Here is a 19,678-nt window from a genome sequence, read left to right on the forward strand (position 1 = left end):
TCATTTTTTGCTAGGAAAGCCAAGTATTTCCGCTGCCTCGCTGAAAAACGTATCCCTTGCAGATCGTTTTCTGAGGCGCATATCGATCACCTGTGATTGATCAGGTAGATTGAAATATCCCCTATCCAAGCTACACAGGTCCTCAAGAATTGGCAGGGGCAGCCCCAGTAGCTGTCTAACTTGAGATCGGGAAAGTACCTTGTTTTCCACGAGCATATTTACGCCTCGCGCAATTAACTGAGGTCTTTCAAAGTCAAAGTCGCCATCCATAGGTTCACCCTTGACCCAACCTCGTGCTGACCTCGCTTTCCACAATCTTGTTGTCGTGGTGTCGTTAATAATCTCCAGGTCTAGACATCTACGAACCATCGCAGCGACAGAGATCTTCCAGCGTGGTTTTAGCGCTAGCAAAGTATCCAACGTAGGCCAGCGGATTTCCCTCAAGAAGCTTTCTGCGGGCATCAGGAATGCACTCGCAAATCGGTGTGCCTGTGATTCAAGCAGCGTAAAATGCGTCTCGTACTGCTCCTTGGAAACATATCGATGGAGAACGATATGCCCAAGTTCATGAGCCGCATCGAATCGATTCCGTATGCCGTTTGCCTTATCAGCCACAAGAAGTACATAAGGTCGCTGATCTAACTCATACCAATTTGATACTCCATCCATTTTTAGATGGCCTAGAGTGGTTCGAGCGCAGACGATTCCGGCGTTTTCGAGTGCTTGAACGACATTGGGTATGGGCGCGACTCCTAACCCCCATGCCTGACGACATTCGCTAGCCATCCGTTCGACTTCTTGGTCGGAAATCAGCAGACAATTGGTTTCTTTCAAATGCGGAACGTTAACAGTGACGAATTCAAGACTCTCCTGAAGCTTATAGGAGATGTCTTGAAGCCACTCCAAGCGTACTTCTGCTATTTCTCTTGCGTTAGCGGTAGCACTCAGCTGTGAGCGAAAGAAAAAAGGAGTGCTTTCACTCGTTACGATTTGCTCTTCAAGCAACCAGTTTTCGCTGACGCCAAAAACCTCGCATAGCCGTTGGAAAGCATCTGCCTCAGGAACCTGAAGCCCATTCTCCCATTTAGAGATGTTTCCAGAGGCGCGTCCTACCATTTCGGCCAAAGCGGTCTGGGTGATACCAAACGTGAGCCGTAATTGCTTGAGACGCTCGGACTGAAAGCCCGCGACCCCAGTTCTCATGGTTTACCTCTTGGAATTGTGCTCATCATCAATTTGGTCTTCGATTTCTTCGGCGCGGCGCATCTTATCTCGCAATTTCACCAATTCAATCGGTTTTTGATCAATTGCTTGGTCATCAGAGTAGCCTTGGAGCAGCTCTTCGAACGTGCAATCCATATGGAAGCCTTTACCGTTGAAATAAGGTACAGCCATCATGATGGCTCTAGGCTCTGATTGGTCCGCTGATCGTGGAGGTGGTGCATGGACTACGACAAGCGCGTGGATCAACTGTTCGGTAACGGTATGCGTAAGCCCGTCGATCCAATCCATCTGAGTGGAAGCTAACGATTCATTCAGGGCTTTCAGTTCGTTGCGGTGTTTGGCAGAGCGGATCTCTTTTTGCCAAGGCAGAACGACCGATGTGACGCGCAAATCTCCCAGTTCCAATAGGACATAATTGTGTCCTTTCGGATCGGTTGTTTTGATGATCGGATTCCATCGCGTCATCCCCGCCAAGGCCTCTTGAACGAGTGAGTGGCGCAGGTGGCCTCGCAAATCCTCAGGAGGAGTATGGATCAGAAGATCTTGCACCTCCTTTGAAGCCTTCTGAAAGGTTTGAGGAATCAAAACCCCAAGCTCATCAAAAAAATCTTTATCAACTTGCGCACGAATGAAGCCTTGGATTTCTTCTTTTGTGACCATGCATTCACCACTCACTATTCGATAAGCGGATTTTTACTTCATTTTTATTCGTTATGGAAGCGCTGACTGGTTTTTTGTACAGCTAATAAGACGGGCGGCGCTTCTGTCCTAAAGCATATTGAAAAAACGGCACATCCCCCAACACCGTCGCCCGGTGCATCACCCGCCGGGCAGGGCGGTAGTCATCCACGGCAAAATGCTGGGTGACGCGGTTGTCCCAGAACGCCACGTCGTTGACCTGCCAGCGCCAGCGCAGGGTGAACTCCGGGCGGGTGGCGTGGGCGAAGAGCAGTTTCAGGATCACTTCGCTTTCGGTCTCCGACAGTTCGTTGATACGCGTGGTGAAACCCTCATTGACGAACAGCGACCGTCGCCCGCTCACCGGATGAGTACGGATCACCGGGTGGGACAACGGCGGGTTTTTCCGCCGGGCCGCTTCCCAGCGCGCCAGGTCCTCGGCGGTGTTGCCAAAGCGTTCCAATGGAAAGGACCGGGTGAAGTCGTGAGTCGCCGTCAGGCCTTCCAGCAAGCGTTTCAACGGTGTCGACAAGGCTTCGTAGGCGGCGATGCCGCTGGCCCACAAGGTATCGCCGCCAAACGCCGGCAGCAGTTTGGCGCTGAGCACCGCGCCCAGGGCGGGCGTCGGGAGGAAGGTCACGTCGGTGTGCCACACGGCGTTGTCGCGGACATCGGTGACGGCGGTGTCGAGCACCAATACTTCAGGCTGCTCCGGCACGTTGGGGTAGATCGGGTGAATGTGCAGGTCGCCAAAACAGGCGGCGAAGCGCGCCTGCTGTGGCGGTTCGATCGGTTGGTCGCGGAAAAACAGCACCTGATGCTCAAGCAGCGCCTGCTCAAGGGTGTCGCGATCGGCCAGGCTCAGGGGCTGGCTGATATCGATCCCTTCGATCTGCGCGCCAAGGGCGGTGCTCAATGGCGTAATGGTCGGGCGGTTCATTGCAATGTTCTCGTTCTGGGCGCCGAATGGTCGGCGTGGTCATTGGGTCTCAATGGGTCTGGCCGTGCCACGGCACCAGTTTGCGCTGCAGGGCGCGCAGGCCCATTTCCATGGCGAAGGCGATCAGTGCGATCACCAGGATTCCCAGCACCACCACATCGGTGACCAGGAATTGTGCCGCTGACTGCACCATGAACCCCAGGCCACTGGTGGCGGCGATCAGCTCGGCGGCCACCAGCGTCGACCAACCTACGCCCAGGCCGATGCGGATGCCGGTGAGGATATCCGGCAAGGCACTGGGCACGATCACGTGGCGAATCAACTGTGCCCGTGTGGCGCCCAACGATTGGGCCGCGCGCAGTTTGGCCCGGTCGACCGTGCGCACGCCGGTGGCGGTGGCAATGGCGATCGGGGCGAAGATCGCCAGGTAGATCAGCAGTACCTTCGACAACTCGCCAATGCCGCACCAGATCACGATCAACGGCAGGTACGCCAACGGTGGAATCGGCCGGTAGAACTCGATCAACGGATCGAGCACGCCGCGCGCGATGCGGTTGGCGCCAATGGCGATGCCCACCGGCACCGCCGTCAGCACCGCGAACAACAGGCCAAGGCCGATGCGTTCAAGGCTGGCGGCCAAGTGTTGCCAGAGGGTGGCGTCCATGTAGCCACTGGTCGCCAGCAGCCAGCCCTTTTGCAATACGGCAGACGGCGAGGGCAGGAACAGCGGTTCGATCAGGCCGCTGGCGGTGACGGCCCACCAGACTGCCAGCAAGGCGATCAGGGTCAAGCCGCTGATCCAGCGCGTACTCAGGTTGGGTCTCGGGTCGATGGCCGTGGGCTTGGTCTTCGTGTCACGGACCACGGCTGGAATTTCGTAGCTGCTCATGCGCGCTCCTGGGGTCGAGTGGCGCTGCGTTGGGCGAACACCTTGGCGAGTACATGCTCGCGGGTTTCGATGAAGCGCGGGTCGGACTTGATCGACCGCGCCGACTCCCCGGCCCCGTAGCGCTGGCCGAAATCCAGGCTCAGGCGCTCGACGATCTGCCCCGGGTTCGGTGTCAACAGAATCAATTCAGTGGCGAGGAAGACGGCTTCTTCAATGTCATGGGTGATCAGGAACACCGGCTTGGCGGTGCGCTGCCAGACCTGCAGCAACAGTTCCTGCATCTGCTCACGGGTGAAGGCGTCCAGCGCACCGAACGGTTCGTCCATCAACAGCACGCGAGGGTCGGCTGCCAGCGCCCGGGCCAGGCCGACGCGTTGTTTCTGGCCGCCGGAGAGCTGCCAGACGCGGCGTTGCTCGAAACCGGCCAGGTCCACCAGGGCAAGCATTTCCCGGGCGCGAGCCTCGCGTTTTTCCTTGGGGATGCCGGCCAGTTCCAGGCCGAACCCAACATTTGCCAGCACGTCCTGCCAGGGCAGCAGCGCATCGTCCTGGAACACCACGCCGCGCTCGGCACTCGGGCCCTTGACCGGCGTGCCGTCGAGGGTGATCTGCCCGGCGCTGGGCTCGACGAACCCGGCAATCAGGTTCAACAGCGATGTCTTGCCACTGCCGGACGGGCCGAGGGCAACCAGCAACTGCTTCGGCCCCAGGGTCAGTGAGATATCCGCCAGCACCGGTTCCGCCGCGCCGGGGTACTGTGCGCTGATGCGCTCCAGCTGTAGCAAGGCCACTGCGTGTCTCCCTTTTTTGATCAGCGAGTGATGTATTTGGCGCTGACGTAAGGCGCGTAGTCAGGCAGCACGGCGTCGACCTTGCCTTGCTCTTTGAGGAACGCGGCGGTGTCGGTGATGGCTTGGGTGGTCGGTGCGCCGAGGCTCACGACCTGATCGGCCGCCAGGGGAAAGACGTTGCCTTGCAGCAACAGCGGGATATCGCTGGCCTTGGCGCCGGAGAGCTTCACCAGTTTGTCGACGTTGGACGCATCGGCCAGCCACCCCTGTGGGTCCTTGCGGTACTGGGCGTAGGCGTCCAGGGTGACTTTGGCGAAGGCTGTGACGATTTCGGGATGCTTCTGGGCGAAGTCCTTGCGCACGATCCAGGCGTCGAAAGTCGGTGCGCCGGACTTGGCCAGCTCCGCGGAGGTGATCAGCACCTTGCCGTTTTCCTTGGCCGCGCCCAGGGCCGGGTCCCAGACGTAGGTGGCATCGATGTCGCCGCGCTTCCAGGCGGCGATGATGGCCGGTGGCGCCAGGTTGAGCACGGTGACTTTCGACGGGTCGATGTTCCAGTGCTTCAACGCGGCGAGCAGGCTGTAGTGACCGGTGGACACGAATGGCACGGCGATTTTCTTGCCGATCAGGTCTTGCGGAGAATGTATGCCGGAACCGTCACGAACCACCAAGGCTTCGGCGGCGCCGATCTGGGTGGCGATGAGGAAGGTTTCCACCGGGACCTTGCGAGTGATGGCCGCGGTCAACGGACTGGAACCGAGGTAGCCAATCTGCACGTCGCCCGAGGCGATGGCGGTGATGACATCGGCGCCGTTGTCGAACTTGCGCCAGTCGATTTTGGCCTGGGTGGCTTTTTCATAGGCGCCATCGGCCTGGGCGACTTTGGCCGGGTCGACGGTGGTCTGGTAAGCGACGGTCAGGTCGGTCGCCTGGGCAAAAAGACTCGTTGCAGCCAGGGAGGCGGCCGCGAGAAGGCGAAGGGGGAAACGCAAAGACATGGAAAATCTCCTCAACAGGCCGCCGGATGTTCGGCGTTGAAGGAGACTAAATGATCTAAGAATTAGAAAATAAATAACTTTTTAGAATGAGCTTATTTGCGAAAAAATCTATAAGCCACAACTGGAAACCCTTGTGGCGAGGGAGCTTGCTCCCGCTCGGCTGTAGGAGCTGTCGAGTGCAACGAGGCTGCGATCTTTCCCCAGACACTTGAATCCCAAGCGAAAGATCAAAAGATCGCAGCCTTCGGCAGCTCCTACAGTGCAGTCCAGCGAAGCATCCTCGTCAAAGAGGGCTCAGTTACTGATCGCCAGGATGCTCGCCTGATACGAACCCACGAACACATCGAAATCCCCTACCTCGTTCTGCTCCAGCTCGGCTTGCTGGACCAGTGATTCCCGGGCGGTTTCTTCGAAGGCGGCCTGCTCCTGGGCAGGCAATGGCTCGGCGCGGAAGAATTCGGCGTGGGCCTTGCTTTGGCGCAGGGAGAACTGGGCGAAGCTTTCCTGGTGTTCGGCCATCGCGGCCAGCACTTGGGCGGAAGGCGTCAGGGACGGATCGCGGACCTTCGCCAATTGCGCGTCCAGCGCCTGGCGATGGGCATCACCACCTTGGCTCTGGTCGAGCAGCGAGGCCAGCGGGGCGATTTTTTCCAGCAATTCCACGGCCCAGGCCTGCATGCCCACCGCTTGACCCTGGCGCTGCAATTGCAGGCCCGGCTTGCGACCCTCCTTGACCACGGTCAGGAAGTTGCTCGTGGCGTTGCCGCATTCGTTGTTTTCCAGCTGTGGGCTGTCATTGAGGCCGCAATACAGCAGGAACGCATCGAGGAAGCGCGACTCGGTGAGGTCGATGCCCATCGGCAGGAACGGATTGATGTCCAGGCAACGCACTTCGACGTACTGGATACCCCGGGCCATCAAGGCCTGGATCGGCCGCTCGCCGGTGTAGGTCACGCGTTTGGGGCGGATGTTGGAGTAGTACTCGTTTTCGATCTGCAGGATGTTGGTGTTGAGCTGTACCCACTCGCCGTTCTGGTGAGTGCCGATTTCGACGTACGGCGCGTAGGGCGTCGCCACCGCTTTGCGCAGGCTGTCGGTGTAGCTCGCCAGGTCGTTGTAGCACGGCGTGAGGCCGGCCTGGGCGTTGCTCTGGTAACCCAGGTCGCTCATGCGCAGGCTGGTGGCGTAGGGCAGGTACAAGGTGTCCGGATCCAGTTGTTCCAACTGGTGCGGGCGGCCCCGCAGGAAACCGACGTCCAGGGCCGGCGAGGCGCCAAACAGATACATCAGCAGCCAGCTGTAGCGGCGGAAATTACGGATCAGCGCGATGTAGGCCGACGACTGGAAGTCACGGTCGCTCAGATCGGCGGCTTCGTTCTGCCGGAGCAGGGGCCAGAGTTTTTCCGGCAGGGAAAAGTTGTAGTGGATCCCGGCGATGCATTGCATGGTCTTGCCGTAGCGCAGGGCCAGGCCCTGGCGATAGACGTACTTGAGCCGGCCGATATTCGAGGTGCCGTAATACGCGATCGGGATGTCTTCTTCCGCCGGCAGCGGGCACGGCATCGACGGGCTCCACAAGTACTCGTCGCCGAGCTTGCTGTAGGCAAACCGGTGGATCTTGTCGAGGCTGCGCAGGGTATCGGCCGGGTTGGCCAGGGCCGGCGTGATGAATTCCAGCAGCGACTCGGAATAGTCGGTAGTGATCTGTTCGTTGGTCAGCGCCGAACCCAGGGCCTTGGGATGCGGGGTCTGCGCCAGACGTCCATCGTCCGTGACGCGCAGGCATTCACGCTCGATGCCATGCAGGCACTGTTCGAGCAGGGAGAGGTTGGCGCGCTCGCCGAGCAGGGCCAGGCGGCGGTTTAAAAGGTCGCTCAAGTTGAATTCCTTCACGCGTCAGTCGCCCCAATATGGGGGTGGGCAAGACGGTCTACAAGGGTGAAGTTAAAACTGGCGTTTTCGCCTGGTTTTTGTGCGGCTTAAGGCCACTCGCCGCAACCCCCTGTGGGAGCGAGCTTGCTCGCGATGGCGCAAGGTCAGTCAGCATCAACGCAGCTGATCCACCGCTATCGCGAGCAAGCTCGCTCCCACAGGAAAGCTCGACACCGCATTCATGGCGTCGAAATTAACTCAAATCGATGACAGGGAGCTATAGGACAGCGAACGTGCCTTGCGCTTTTGCGACCAGTTTGTCGCCTTGCATCACCTCGGCCTCGACCACCAGCGTGCGCCGGCCCGGGTGGATGACCCGGGCGGTGCACAACACACGTCGCCGTCGGACACGGCGCGAATGTAGTTGATCTTGCATTCGATGGTCGCGCTCTGCTGGTCAAAGCCATGGACACTGGAACAGGCCAGGCCCATGGCGATGTCCACCAGGCTGAACAGCGCGCCGCCGTGCAGCTTGCCGCCGCGGTTGCGCAACGGCGGCTCAAGGCTCAGGGCGACTTGCGCCACCCCGTCCCCCAGGCTCTGCAGACGGCAGCCGAGCAGCTTGAAGAAGGCGCTCTCCACCAACCCGGCTGGCGCGTCCATCAACGTTTCTTCAACTGCTTGGCGTTGGCGAACAGCGAGGCCATGGCGTTGTTCGCCGGCGCCGCGGTGGCGGTTTCCTTGCGCGGCGCAGTGTTCTGCGACTGACGAGGCGTCGAGCCAGGGCGCGCCCCACGGGCACCGTCGATTTTCTCGCCCGGCGTGTCGCTCATGCGCATCGACAGGCCGACGCGTTTGCGTGGGATATCGACTTCCATGACCTTCACTTTCACCACATCGCCGGCCTTCACCGCTTCGCGCGGATCCTTGATGAACTTCTCGGACAACGCCGAGATATGCACCAGACCGTCCTGGTGCACGCCGATGTCGACGAAGGCACCGAAGTTGGTGACGTTGGTCACCACGCCTTCGAGGATCATGCCCGGTTGCAGGTCCTTGAGGTCTTCGACGCCGTCCTGGAACTCGGCGGTCTTGAACTCGGGACGCGGGTCGCGGCCTGGTTTTTCCAGTTCCTGGAGGATGTCGGTGACGGTGGGCAGGCCGAAGGTTTCGTCGGTGAATTTCTTCGGGTCCAGGCGCTTGAGGAACGCGGCATCACCGATCAGCGAGCGGATGTCGCGGTCGGTCTGGGCGGCGATGCGTTGCACCAGCGGGTAGGCTTCAGGGTGGACAGCCGACGAATCCAGCGGGTTGTCACCGTTCATGACACGAAGGAAGCCGGCGGCCTGTTCGAAGGTCTTTTCACCCAGGCGTGGGACTTTCTTCAACGCGGCGCGGGTCTTGAACGCGCCATGTTCGTCACGGTGGGTGACGATGTTCTGCGCCAGCGTGGCGTTCAGGCCGGAGATCCGCGCCAGCAACGCCACCGAAGCGGTGTTCACGTCCACGCCCACGGCGTTCACGCAGTCCTCCACCACCGCGTCCAGGCCGCGCGCCAGTTTCAGTTGGGAAACGTCGTGCTGGTACTGGCCGACACCGATGGATTTGGGGTCGATCTTCACCAGCTCCGCCAGTGGATCCTGCAGGCGACGGGCGATGGACACCGCGCCACGGATCGACACGTCCAGGTCGGGGAATTCCTTGGAGGCCAGTTCCGATGCCGAGTAAACCGAAGCGCCGGCCTCGGAGACCATGACCTTGGTCATTTTCATGGCCGGGTATTTCTTGATCAGCTCGGCGGCCAGTTTGTCGGTCTCGCGGCTGGCGGTGCCGTTGCCGATGGCGATCAGGTCCACCGAATGCTTGGCGCACAGGGCGGCGAGCACGGCGAGGGTCTGGTCCCATTTGTTGTGTGGCACGTGTGGGTAGACCGTGGCGTGGTCCAGCAGTTTGCCGGTGGAATCCACCACCGCCACCTTGCAACCGGTGCGCAGGCCCGGGTCCAGGCCCAGGGTGGCGCGCGGGCCGGCCGGTGCGGCCAGCAGCAGGTCGTGCAGGTTGTGGGCGAATACGTTGATCGCCTCGGTCTCGGCGTTGTCGCGCAACTCGCCCAGCAGGTCGGTTTCCAGATGGGTGTAGAGCTTGACCTTCCAGGTCCAGCGCACCACTTCGGCCAGCCATTTGTCGGCGGCGCGGTTCTGGTTCTGGATGCCGAACTGCTGGCCGATCATGCCTTCGCACGGGTGCATGGTGCCGGGCAATTCTTCACCGACCTTCAGTGCGGAGCTGAGGATGCCTTCGTTGCGTCCGCGGAAAATAGCCAGTGCGCGGTGGGACGGCATGCTTTTGAGCGGTTCGTCGTGTTCGAAGTAGTCGCGGAACTTCGCGCCTTCCTCTTCCTTGCCAGCGATCACCCGGGCGCTGAGGATGGCTTCCTGTTTGAGGAAGTTGCGCAGCTTTTCCAACAGATTGGCGTCTTCGGCGAAACGCTCCATGAGGATGTACTTGGCGCCTTCCAGCGCTGCCTTCACGTCCGCCACACCTTTTTCGGCATCGACGAAGCGCGCGGCTTCGGTTTCCGGGGCCAGGGTCGGGTCGTTGAACAGGCCGTCGGCCAGCTCGCCGAGGCCGGCTTCCAGGGCGATCTGGCCCTTGGTGCGGCGCTTTTGCTTGTAGGGCAGGTACAAGTCTTCGAGACGAGTCTTGGTGTCGGCCAACTTGATGTCGCGCTCGAGTTGCGGGGTCAGCTTGCCTTGCTCCTGGATGCTGGCCAGGATGCTGATGCGCCGTTCGTCGAGTTCTCGCAGGTAGCGCAGGCGCTCTTCTAGATGCCGCAATTGGGTGTCATCGAGGCTGCCGGTCACTTCTTTCCGGTAACGGGCGATAAAAGGCACCGTGGAACCTTCATCGAGTAGCGCGACGGCCGCTTCGACCTGTTGTGGGCGTACACCGAGTTCCTCGGCGATGCGGCTGTTGATGCTGTCCATAAAACCACCTGACAAATTGTGAAATCAGGCTCGCCGCCACAGAAACCGGGCTCGGCGAGACTGGTTGAGCGGCCTGGCATGCGCCGCTGCCTGGGTCAAAAGGCTGCCTGTTGACCCGCGAAATTCAAAAAGTGCTGCCTGGCCAAGGCTAAAAAAATGGCATGCCGGGATCACGATCCGACATTCCCTGGCACAAAAGGCCGCGCATTATAACCAGCGTTCCGTCCTGAGGGGGGGACATGGTCTGTAGGCTCGATACCCGGATTTGTGGAGATAGAGGAAAAATCTGCTAACAATGCACACGGTGCGTATAACGGCAGCTAGGCCATAATGCGCGCCGAGATCAAAGGAGCTTCCTATGAGCAGCACTGCACAAACTGCTGAAGGCGAAAAAATTCTTATTGTTGACGACGATCCGGGGCTGAGCAGCCTGCTGGAGCGTTTTTTCGTCAGCAAGGGCTACCGCGCCCGCACCGTACCGAACACCGAGCAAATGGATCGGTTGCTGGCCCGTGAAGTATTCAACCTGGTCGTACTCGACCTGATGCTGCCCGGCGAAGACGGCCTGACCGCCTGCCGCCGCCTGCGCGGCGCCAACAACCAGATCCCGATCATCATGCTCACCGCCAAGGGCGACGAGTTGAGCCGTATCAAGGGCCTTGAACTGGGCGCTGACGATTACCTGGCCAAGCCGTTCAACCCCGACGAGCTGATGGCCCGCGTCAAGGCGGTACTGCGTCGCCAATCGGCGCCGGTGCCTGGCGCGCCGGGCAGCGAAGATGAAAGCGTGACCTTCGGCGACTATGAACTGTCCCTGGCCACCCGCGAGCTCAAGCGCGGCGATGAGGTCCACATGCTCACCACCGGTGAGTTCGCCGTGCTCAAGGCCCTGGTGATGAACGCGCGCCAGCCGCTGACCCGCGACAAGCTGATGAACCTGGCCCGGGGACGTGAATGGGATGCGCTGGAGCGCTCCATCGACGTGCAGATTTCCCGCCTTCGTCGGATGATCGAGCCTGATCCTTCCAAACCGCGGTATATCCAGACCGTCTGGGGCGTGGGTTATGTGTTCGTGCCGGATGGCGCCGCCAGCAAGTGATCGGCGCTTTGTAGGAGCGGGTGGCCTGGCCGGTTGAAATGTCTTCTTCCAGGCGACTCGCGGTCTGTCATTGTGCGAGCATCGCTCGCTCCTGCAAGTGTGTAGCGGTTATTCATGAAAACCCCCGTTTGGTTCCCCCAGAGTTTCTTCTCCCGCACCCTCTGGCTGGTGCTGATCGTCGTGCTCTTCTCCAAGGCACTGACGTTGGTGTACCTGCTGATGAACGAAGACGTGCTCGTGGATCGGCAGTACAGCCACGGTGTTGCTCTGACCCTGCGGGCTTATTGGGCGGCGGACGAAACCAACCGAGCGAAAATCGCCGAGGCGGCGACGCTGATCCGTGTCGTCGGTGCCGGCGTGCCGGAGGGCGAGCAGCATTGGCCCTACAGCGAGATCTATCAACGCCAGATGCAGGCCGAACTGGGTGCCGATACCGAGGTGCGATTGCGCATGCACTCGCCGCCGGCGCTTTGGGTGCGGGCTCCGAGCCTGGGGGATGGCTGGCTGAAAGTGCCGTTGTACCCGCATCCGTTACGCGGCCAGAAAATCTGGAACGTGCTCGGCTGGTTCCTGGCCATCGGCCTGCTGTCGACGGCGTCGGCGTGGATCTTCGTCAGCCAGCTCAACCAACCGTTGAAACGCCTGGTCTACGCAGCCCGCCAACTGGGCCAGGGGCGTAGCGTGCGGCTGCCCATCAGCGATACGCCCAGCGAGATGACCGAGGTCTACCGCGCCTTCAACCAGATGGCCGAGGATGTGGAACAGGCTGGGCGCGAGCGCGAGCTGATGTTGGCGGGCGTCTCCCACGACCTGCGCACGCCGCTGACCCGGTTGCGGTTGTCGCTGGAGTTGATGGGCGAGCACACCGACCTGACTGACGAGATGGTCCGCGACATTGAAGACATGGACGCGATTCTCGACCAGTTCCTGGCGTTCATACGCGACGGGCGTGATGAGTCCGTGGAAGAGGTGGACCTCAGCGAGTTGGTGCGGGAAGTGGTCGCGCCCTATAACCAGAACGACGAGAAAGTGCACCTGCGCCTGGAGCCGATCCAACCGTTCCCGTTGCGCCGGGTGTCGATGAAGCGTTTGCTGAACAACCTGATCGGCAATGCCCTGAACCATGCCGGCGCGGGTGTCGAAGTCGCGGCCTATGTCTCCGGCGACACCAGCGCGCCTTACGTAGTGCTGAGCGTCATGGACCGTGGCGCCGGCATCGATCCCTCGGAGCTGGAAGCCATTTTCAACCCCTTCACCCGGGGCGATCGCGCTCGGGGCGGGAAAGGCACGGGGCTGGGCCTGGCCATCGTCAAGCGCATCGCCTCGATGCACGGCGGCAACGTCGAGTTGCGCAACCGCGCCGGTGGCGGGCTGGAGGCACGGGTGCGGTTGCCGTTGGGCTTGATGCTGCCTCGGGATGCGGTGTAGCGCGATCTCTCTCAAGTAAGACAGAGAACCTGTGGCGAGCCCTGTGGGAGCGAGCTTGCTCGCGATGAAGACGCCTCGGTCTACAGTAAGACTGCGTTATCGTTCATCGCGAGCAAGCTCGGCTCCCACAAAAGCTCGCTCCCACAGGGTCTTGTATTGAGTCAGCCCTTGCCCTTGGTCCGGGTCATGTTCGGCCCGCCATTCTTTTCCAGGTGCTCGATGATGATCCCCGCCACGTTCTTGCTCGTGGTGGTCTCGATGCCTTCCAGGCCCGGCGAGGAGTTGACCTCCATCACCAGCGGTCCGTGATTGGAACGCAGGATATCCACGCCCGCCACCGCCAGGCCCATGACTTTTGCGGCCCGCAGGGCGGTCATGCGCTCTTCCGGTGTGATCTTGATCAGGCTGGCGCTACCACCGCGATGCAGGTTGGAACGGAACTCACCGGGCTTGGCCTGGCGTTTCATCGAGGCAATCACTTTGTCGCCGACCACGAAGCAGCGAATGTCGGCGCCACCGGCTTCCTTGATGTATTCCTGGACCATGATGTTCTGCTTCAGGCCCATGAATGCCTCGATCACCGACTCCGCCGCCGTCGCGGTTTCACACAGGACCACGCCGATGCCCTGGGTGCCTTCCAGCACCTTGATCACCAGCGGTGCGCCGTTGACCATCGCAATCAGGTCGGGAATGTCGTCGGGCGAGTGGGCAAAACCGGTAACCGGCAGGCCGATCCCGCGTCGTGACAGCAGCTGCAGCGAGCGCAGCTTGTCCCGGGAGCGGGCGATGGCCACCGACTCGTTGAGGGGAAACACCCCCATCATTTCGAACTGGCGCAACACGGCGCAGCCATAGAACGTCACCGATGCGCCGATGCGCGGGATCACCGCGTCGAACCCTTCCAGCGGCTTGCCACGGTAATGGATCTGCGGCTTGTGGCTGGCGATGTTCATGTAGGCGCGCAGGGTATCGATCACCACCATTTCATGGCCTCGTTCGGTCCCGGCTTCAACCAGGCGACGAGTGGAATACAGACGCGGATTACGCGACAGCACAGCGATCTTCATGCAACACCTGTGGCAGAGGTAGTGGACACCGGGAATGCCGGCTTGTCTTGAACGTATTTGGTGCCTGGATTGACCACCAGTTGGCCGTCGATCAGGGCTTTGGAACCGAGTAACAGGCGATATCGCATGGATTTGCGGCAGGCGAGGGTGAACTCGACCCGCCAGACCCGGTCACCCAGGGCCAACGTGGTGCTGATCACGTAGCGGACCTGAGCGTGGCCGTTGGAACTCTTTATGGTCTTGCGCGCCACCAGCGGTGCTTCGCAGCGGCGATGGCGCAACTGCACCACGGTGCCGAGGTGCGCCGTGAAGCGCACCCATTTTTCGCCATCGCGCTCGAACGGCTCGATGTCAGTGGCATGCAGGCTGGAGGTGCTGGCCCCGGTGTCGATTTTTGCCCGCAGGCCCACGACTCCCAGGTCCGGGAGCGCCACCCACTCGCGCAGACCGACAACGGTCAAATGGTCAAAAGTCTTCAATAAAAAAACCTGCGATCAGTGCATCGGATCGTGGACTCCGCGAATCGCGGTATTCACGCAGAATAATCACAAAATGGCGACAGTTATCTACGCACTTGTGTGAGCTTGTAACCGATTCCGGCCCCAGCGATACGTGCGGCGTCGGTTTGGCGGGCATTCTATCCGTCGGGCCGGATTCATGCGCCCGACAAAAACGGTAGTACAGTTCCGGCTATTGGCAGAAAGAGGAATGGCAGTGACACAAAAAAAGGAAGAGGACGACAAGGTCCGTCTCGATAAATGGTTGTGGGCGGCGCGCTTCTACAAGACGCGGGCCCTGGCCAAGACCGCCATCGAAAGCGGCAAGGTCCATCACCGGGGAGAGCGTTGCAAGCCGGGCAAGGAACCCCGCATCGGCGATGAGTTTGTTATCCGCACCGGGTTCGATGAAAAGACCGTGGTGGTCGAGGCCCTGTCGATCGTGCGTCGCGGTGCCCCTGAAGCGCAGGCGCTGTATCGCGAAACCGAAGCCAGCATCGCCAAGCGCGAAGCCGCCGCAGCACAACGCAAGGCTGGCGCCCTGGGTGTCAGCACCGATGGCAAGCCGAGCAAGAAGCAGCGCCGGGACCTGTTCAAGTTTCATGGCAGCAATAGCGAATAACGCACTGGCCATTTGAGGTCAGATTACCCGTGGCGAGGGAGCTTGCTCCCGCTCGGTTGCGCAGCGACCGTAAGATTTTGGGGCCGCTGCGCAGCCCAGCGGGAGCAAGCTCCCTCGCCACAGTGTGTCAGGCCACACATTCAGATGAGTTGGCAGCGCCTTCCCGTCAGGCAAACCCACGCCTTGCTTGGAACCCACCCGGAATGCCCATAAAATGCCCGCCATCATTTGTCATCACCTCAGATACCAGACCTTATGACTGATTTACCGGATACCGACTACACCCAACGTTTCATCTTCGATGACAGCGACGCCCGTGGCGAGCTGGTGGCGTTGGAGCGTAGCTACGCCGAAGTCCTCGCCAAGCATCCCTATCCGGAGCCGGTCGCACAACTGCTCGGCGAGCTGATGGCGGCCGCGGCGTTGCTGGTGGGCACCTTGAAGTTCGATGGCTTGCTGATTCTCCAGGCGCGTTCCGAAGGACCGGTCCCGCTGCTGATGATCGAGTGCTCCAGCGAGCGCGAGATTCGCGGCCTGGCCCGTTATGACGCCGAGCAGATCGCGCCCGACGCGACCCTGGCCGACATGATGCCCAACGGCGTGTTGGCCCTGACGGTCGACCCCACCCAGGGCCAGCGCTACCAGGGCATCGTCGATCTCGACGGCGCGACCCTGTCCGAGTGCTTCACCAACTACTTCGTCATGTCCCAGCAGACCAATACCCGATTCTGGCTCTACGCCGACGGGCGGCGTGCGCGCGGTTTGCTGCTGCAACAACTGCCCGCCGATCGCCTGCGTGACCCGGAGGAACGTGACGCCAGTTGGCAGCACATCACCGCTCTGGCCAGCACCCTGAGCGCCGATGAGCTGCTGAGCCTGGACAACGAAACCGTGCTGCATCGCCTCTATCACGAGGAGCAGGTACGCTTGTTCGACGGCCAGCCGTTGCGTTTCCAATGCAGCTGCTCTCGTGAACGTTCCGGCAATGCGCTGGTCAGTCTGGGTCTGGAAGATGCGCAGCAACTGGTGATCGAACGTGGCGGTGCCATCGAGATCGATTGTCAGTTTTGCAATGAGCGCTACCTGTTCGACGCGGCGGACATCGCTCAATTGTTCGCCGGTGCGGGTGTCGACACACCGTCAGATACTCGACACTAAAACGGTTCAGCGCAGGTAAATCTCCTGGCAAACGCCGGATTTACGCCGTACTGACGGGAGGGCCCTACTTTTTTTGGGCTTTTCTGGCATAATCCGGCCCACTTTTTTCGGGTAGTAGTGCGCGACTTCCTACTACAAAACGTTTGGAGCACTCGGCCACGGGCCGACGGGGAATCTCATGACGCAAGCCAATAACGCCGTGTACACCGATCTGAGTGTCGATGATCTGGTCAAAGAAGCCCTGAATCGCGGTGAAGGCGAGCTTGCCGATACTGGCGCGCTGGTTGTTCGTACCGGTCATCGTACCGGTCGCTCGCCAGTCGACCGTTTCATTGTGGAAGAGCCAACCACCCAGGACGCCATCGCCTGGGGCCCGATCAACCGCAAGTTCCCGGCCGACAAGTTCGATGCCCTGTGGAACCGCGTCGAAGCCTACCTGGGCGAGCGCGAGCGTTTTGTCTCCCACGTGCATGTAGGCTCCGATCCTGCGCACTACCTGCCGGTCAAGATGACCACCGAGACGGCGTGGCACAACCTGTTCGGCCGCTGCCTGTTCATCAACCCCGAGCAATACAACGCCGGCGGCAAGGATGAGTGGCAGATCCTCAACGCGCCGAATTTCGTCTGCGAGCCTGAGCGCGACGGCACCAACTCCGATGGCACCGTGATTATCAACTTCGCGGCCAAGAAAGTGCTGATCGCCGGCATGCGCTACGCCGGTGAAATGAAGAAAGCCCTGTTCTCCGTGCAGAACTTCCTGCTGCCGGCTGTTGACGTGCTGCCGATGCACTGCGCCGCGAACATGGGCGAAGAGGGCGATGTGACCCTGTTCTTCGGCCTGTCGGGCACCGGCAAGACCACCCTGTCCGCCGACGAAAGCCGTTACCTGATCGGTGACGACGAACACGGCTGGGGCGTGGGCGTGGTCTTCAATATCGAAGGCGGCTGCTATGCCAAGTGCATCGACCTGTCCGAGAAGAACGAGCCGGTCATCTGGAAAGCCATCCAGCACGGCGCCGTACTGGAAAACGTCGTCCTCGACCCGGTCACCAAGAAAGCCGACTACGCCGACGACAGCCTGACCCAGAACAGCCGCGCCGCCTACCCGCGTGAGCTGATCGAAAAACGCGCACCGAAAAACCTCGGTGGCGAGCCAAACGCCGTGATCTTCCTGACCTGCGACCTGACCGGCGTGCTGCCGCCGGTGTCGATCCTCAGCGAAGAACAAGCCGCCTACCACTTCCTGTCCGGCTACACCGCACTGGTGGGCTCGACCGAAATGGGTTCGGGCAGCGGCATCAAGTCGACCTTCTCCACCTGCTTTGGCGCCCCGTTCTTCCCGCGTCCAGCCGGTGAGTACGCTGAGCTGCTGATCAAGCGCATCCGCGGTTTCGGCTCCAAGGTCTACCTGGTCAACACCGGTTGGACCGGCGGTGGCTACGGCGTTGGCAAGCGCTTCAACATCCCGACCACCCGTGCGGTGATCGCAGCCATCCAGAGCGGCGCGCTGATCGGTGCTGAAACCGAACACCTGGACATCATCAACCTGGACGTGCCGCTGGCTGTTCCAGGCGTCGAGACTGGCCTGTTGAACCCACGCAACACCTGGGCCGACAAAGCCGCCTACGACGAAGCGGCCAAGGCATTGGCCGGTCTGTTCACCGAGAACTTCAAAAAGTTCGACGTGAGCGACGCGATCAAGGCTGCAGGTCCGCAACTGTAAGGCTTGGTTGTTGAATGAAAAAACCGCCCTTCATGGGCGGTTTTTTTATGGACGACTATTTGAGGCGCCCCGATCAGCTAGGCCTCTTCCACTTCCCGCGTATCCCATCGTTGTGCCTTGATCGCCTTGTAAAGCATGCCGATGGTCAATGGCACCTTGTTCCCCCGGCCCTTGGCCCTGCGCTTTTGAAACACATCGAATCCTTCAGGCTGAAAATAGCGGTAGGCGTCGTAGTCGATGAGCTCGATGGCGAAGCGCTCCTCCAATGCCTCCATCAAATGGCGGGCGTCCGCGCCATCGCAACCCAAGTCGAGATTGATCGCGGTGCCCAGGCGGATCGTCTTGCGTTCCGGTAGGCCGATCTCTTCGTGCAGCAGTTCCATGAGCTGGCGCATGGTGTGATCGTCGGGGAAGTCTGGGGCGAGGTGCATGGCGAGGGTTCCGGGGTATTGGTGCGCGTCCGTCTGGAGGGAAAGTTTAGGGGGAAATCGTTGCTCATTGGAAAAGAAGGAAAAGACTCAGTCAACCATTGTTCCAGGAGCTCGCCGTGACGCCGCCTCAAGGTCCATCAACCCTCGGCCATAGGCTTCGCTGTTGGCGTAGATACCTGTGCGGTTGGTTGTCGCCAGCAGGTGTTCGCGCACTTGCTGAGGGCTGAGTTGTGGATAGCGGCTTTGCAGGGCCGCCAAGGCGCCACTGACCAGGGCTGCGGCCGGGGAGGTGCCGGCGGTTTGCATGTAGCGGCCATCCTTGCCCACCGTGAGTAGACCTGCCTGTGCGCCTGCGTCGCCGCCAGGTACGGCAATGCACCACGGGGCCGCGACGCCGCAATAGTTGGATTTTGCATTAATGGCACTGCCGTCGTTTTTCAATGCGACGACCGCGATCCAGCCTTTTTCCAGTTCAGGCAATGCCAGCGGTAATCCTGGTTCGGCCAGGGGCTCTCGCTTGAGTTCGTTGCCAGTCGGGAAGACAAACACCGCGCCGTCCGAAACTAGCCTTCGGGCGACGGCCAGGGAGTCGGGCATCACTTGGTTGTAGCGCGCCTCGTTGATTTCGGTGGCGGGGATGGCGTTGGCCCACGAGTTGTTGAACAGGCGGGCGCCCTTGTCGAAGCCGCTTTGCCAGGACTGCGCGATCTCGCTGTCGAAAAAGAAGGGTTCGTTGTCATCGCCAAAGCAAAAAGGGATCAGCCGGGCATTGAATGCGATGCCGTGCATGCCCTGGTCGTCCTTGTTGGCGGCGAGTATGCCGGCCATTTGCGTGCCATGACCGACGCGGTCAACCGTGCCGGGACGGTTCTCGACGTAATCGAATCCCGGATCACTCAGCCGGCCTTCGAATTCCTTCAGGCCGGCGCTGAGCCCCGAGTCGATCAACGCCACGGTCACGTCCTGGCCCGTGCCGCCGCGTGCATACAACGCCGAAGCCTTGACCACGGCCAAGCCTCGCTGCGCGTGATATTCCGGGGTTTCGAACACCGCCGGTTCTACGCCGGGTCGTTCGGGAATGGACAGGCAGCCGACCAGCAGTGAGGCCGAGGTTATCGTCAGGACGCGTAGCGCGGAAATGGGGTATGGCATCGTTCGTTCCTTGAACATTGTCTTGAGCACCAGGCCTCCTGGCCTCGATGTAACGCATGAGTTGGACGCGAACCTTAACCTGCAAACGAAAGGGGAACGAGGCATCAAAGTGCCCGGGGTTG

The 19,678-nt window shown here is 60.7% G+C and carries 17 protein-coding genes and 1 pseudogene; 5 read left to right on the plus strand and 13 right to left on the minus strand.

The window, feature by feature from the left end; translation table 11 throughout:
• The 9 genes and pseudogenes from AC515T_RS01485 to AC515T_RS01525 all read right to left on the minus strand — a co-directional run bounded on the left by AC515T_RS01485 (window position 1) and on the right by AC515T_RS01525 (window position 10,379).
• The gene (locus AC515T_RS01485) at window positions 1-1,203 is read right to left on the minus strand and encodes a helix-turn-helix domain-containing protein (protein ID WP_496531170.1); all 1,203 of its coding nucleotides are present in this window, start codon (window positions 1,201-1,203) and stop codon (window positions 1-3) included.
• Window positions 1,204-1,206: 3 nt separating this feature from the next.
• Window positions 1,207-1,884, minus strand: a complete 678-nt coding sequence (locus AC515T_RS01490; protein ID WP_496531171.1) for a hypothetical protein — start codon at window positions 1,882-1,884, stop codon at window positions 1,207-1,209.
• 82 nt (window positions 1,885-1,966) lie between these two features.
• Window positions 1,967-2,842 (minus strand): taurine dioxygenase, encoded by an 876-nt coding sequence (tauD, locus tag AC515T_RS01495; protein ID WP_496531172.1) that lies wholly within the window; start codon window positions 2,840-2,842, stop codon window positions 1,967-1,969.
• A gap of 49 nt (window positions 2,843-2,891) precedes the next feature.
• Window positions 2,892-3,731: a taurine ABC transporter permease TauC gene (tauC, locus tag AC515T_RS01500; RefSeq protein WP_496531173.1), complete on the minus strand. Its 840-nt coding sequence runs from the start codon at window positions 3,729-3,731 to the stop codon at window positions 2,892-2,894.
• Window positions 3,728-4,522 carry a taurine ABC transporter ATP-binding subunit gene (gene tauB / locus AC515T_RS01505; RefSeq protein WP_496531174.1) on the minus strand — a complete coding sequence of 265 codons (795 nt, stop codon included), beginning with the start codon at window positions 4,520-4,522 and terminating at the stop codon, window positions 3,728-3,730. The genes tauC and tauB overlap by 4 nt, the downstream gene beginning before the upstream one ends.
• 20 nt (window positions 4,523-4,542) lie before the next feature.
• Entirely contained in the window at window positions 4,543-5,520 is a 978-nt protein-coding gene (gene tauA / locus AC515T_RS01510) for a taurine ABC transporter substrate-binding protein (protein ID WP_496531175.1), read from the minus strand.
• A gap of 294 nt (window positions 5,521-5,814) precedes the next feature.
• Window positions 5,815-7,398 (minus strand): glutamate--cysteine ligase, encoded by a 1,584-nt coding sequence (gene gshA / locus AC515T_RS01515; protein ID WP_496531176.1) that lies wholly within the window; start codon window positions 7,396-7,398, stop codon window positions 5,815-5,817.
• A gap of 271 nt (window positions 7,399-7,669) precedes the next feature.
• Window positions 7,670-8,055, minus strand: a pseudogene (locus AC515T_RS01520) (PaaI family thioesterase).
• Window positions 8,055-10,379 carry a Tex family protein gene (locus tag AC515T_RS01525; protein WP_122565190.1) on the minus strand — a complete coding sequence of 775 codons (2,325 nt, stop codon included), beginning with the start codon at window positions 10,377-10,379 and terminating at the stop codon, window positions 8,055-8,057. Before AC515T_RS01525 ends, AC515T_RS01520 begins: the two are co-directional and overlap by 1 nt.
• A 358-nt stretch (window positions 10,380-10,737) precedes the next feature.
• Between AC515T_RS01525 and ompR the strand changes: the two genes are divergently transcribed.
• A complete protein-coding gene (gene ompR, locus AC515T_RS01530) occupies window positions 10,738-11,478 on the plus strand; it encodes an osmolarity response regulator transcription factor OmpR (RefSeq protein WP_003196691.1) in 741 nt (246 codons plus the stop codon).
• Between the two features lie 114 nt (window positions 11,479-11,592).
• Window positions 11,593-12,906: an ATP-binding protein gene (locus AC515T_RS01535; RefSeq protein ID WP_060739672.1), complete on the plus strand. Its 1,314-nt coding sequence runs from the start codon at window positions 11,593-11,595 to the stop codon at window positions 12,904-12,906.
• Window positions 12,907-13,067: 161 nt separating this feature from the next.
• Here the strand turns inward: AC515T_RS01535 and rimK are convergent, their stop codons facing one another.
• Window positions 13,068-13,973 (minus strand): 30S ribosomal protein S6--L-glutamate ligase, encoded by a 906-nt coding sequence (rimK, locus tag AC515T_RS01540; RefSeq protein WP_003196697.1) that lies wholly within the window; start codon window positions 13,971-13,973, stop codon window positions 13,068-13,070.
• Entirely contained in the window at window positions 13,970-14,452 is a 483-nt protein-coding gene (gene rimB, locus AC515T_RS01545) for a retropepsin-like aspartic endopeptidase RimB (RefSeq protein WP_018608792.1), read from the minus strand. The genes rimK and rimB overlap by 4 nt, the downstream gene beginning before the upstream one ends.
• Window positions 14,453-14,687: 235 nt before the next feature.
• On the opposite strand from rimB, the gene AC515T_RS01550 reads away from it, so the two are divergent.
• The 3 genes from AC515T_RS01550 (at window position 14,688) to AC515T_RS01560 (ending at window position 17,973) form a co-directional block, all read left to right on the plus strand.
• Complete coding sequence (locus tag AC515T_RS01550; RefSeq protein ID WP_496531177.1) at window positions 14,688-15,092, plus strand: RNA-binding S4 domain-containing protein; 405 nt, start codon at window positions 14,688-14,690, stop codon at window positions 15,090-15,092.
• Between the two features lie 255 nt (window positions 15,093-15,347).
• Window positions 15,348-16,250, plus strand: coding sequence for an Hsp33 family molecular chaperone HslO (hslO, locus tag AC515T_RS01555; protein ID WP_496531178.1), 903 nt, complete (start codon window positions 15,348-15,350; stop codon window positions 16,248-16,250).
• A gap of 178 nt (window positions 16,251-16,428) precedes the next feature.
• Window positions 16,429-17,973: a phosphoenolpyruvate carboxykinase gene (locus tag AC515T_RS01560; protein WP_060739668.1), complete on the plus strand. Its 1,545-nt coding sequence runs from the start codon at window positions 16,429-16,431 to the stop codon at window positions 17,971-17,973.
• A 77-nt stretch (window positions 17,974-18,050) separates the two neighbouring features.
• Here AC515T_RS01560 and AC515T_RS01565 read toward each other — a convergent pair whose 3' ends face one another.
• Window positions 18,051-18,404, minus strand: coding sequence for a DUF1493 family protein (locus AC515T_RS01565; RefSeq protein WP_496531179.1), 354 nt, complete (start codon window positions 18,402-18,404; stop codon window positions 18,051-18,053).
• A gap of 87 nt (window positions 18,405-18,491) precedes the next feature.
• Window positions 18,492-19,556, minus strand: coding sequence for a S8 family peptidase (locus AC515T_RS01570; RefSeq protein WP_496531180.1), 1,065 nt, complete (start codon window positions 19,554-19,556; stop codon window positions 18,492-18,494).
• Window positions 19,557-19,678: the final 122 nt, after the last annotated feature.

Source organism: Pseudomonas sp. FSO-7 (assembly GCF_059579345.1).

Bases quoted from the DNA above. Each gene is read 5' to 3' on its own strand.
- AC515T_RS01535 (WP_060739672.1), top strand. From the start codon at position 11,593: ATGAAAACCCCCGTTTGGTTCCCCCAGAGTTTCTTCTCCCGCACCCTC.
- rimK (WP_003196697.1), bottom strand. From the start codon at position 13,973: ATGAAGATCGCTGTGCTGTCGCGTAATCCGCGTCTGTATTCCACTCGT.
- AC515T_RS01560 (WP_060739668.1), top strand. From the start codon at position 16,429: ATGACGCAAGCCAATAACGCCGTGTACACCGATCTGAGTGTCGATGAT.
- hslO (WP_496531178.1), top strand. From the start codon at position 15,348: ATGACTGATTTACCGGATACCGACTACACCCAACGTTTCATCTTCGAT.
- AC515T_RS01490 (WP_496531171.1), bottom strand. From the start codon at position 1,884: ATGGTCACAAAAGAAGAAATCCAAGGCTTCATTCGTGCGCAAGTTGAT.
- AC515T_RS01485 (WP_496531170.1), bottom strand. From the start codon at position 1,203: ATGAGAACTGGGGTCGCGGGCTTTCAGTCCGAGCGTCTCAAGCAATTA.
- AC515T_RS01570 (WP_496531180.1), bottom strand. From the start codon at position 19,556: ATGCCATACCCCATTTCCGCGCTACGCGTCCTGACGATAACCTCGGCC.
- AC515T_RS01525 (WP_122565190.1), bottom strand. From the start codon at position 10,379: ATGGACAGCATCAACAGCCGCATCGCCGAGGAACTCGGTGTACGCCCA.
- tauA (WP_496531175.1), bottom strand. From the start codon at position 5,520: ATGTCTTTGCGTTTCCCCCTTCGCCTTCTCGCGGCCGCCTCCCTGGCT.
- AC515T_RS01565 (WP_496531179.1), bottom strand. From the start codon at position 18,404: ATGCACCTCGCCCCAGACTTCCCCGACGATCACACCATGCGCCAGCTC.
- tauD (WP_496531172.1), bottom strand. From the start codon at position 2,842: ATGAACCGCCCGACCATTACGCCATTGAGCACCGCCCTTGGCGCGCAG.
- tauC (WP_496531173.1), bottom strand. From the start codon at position 3,731: ATGAGCAGCTACGAAATTCCAGCCGTGGTCCGTGACACGAAGACCAAG.
- ompR (WP_003196691.1), top strand. From the start codon at position 10,738: ATGAGCAGCACTGCACAAACTGCTGAAGGCGAAAAAATTCTTATTGTT.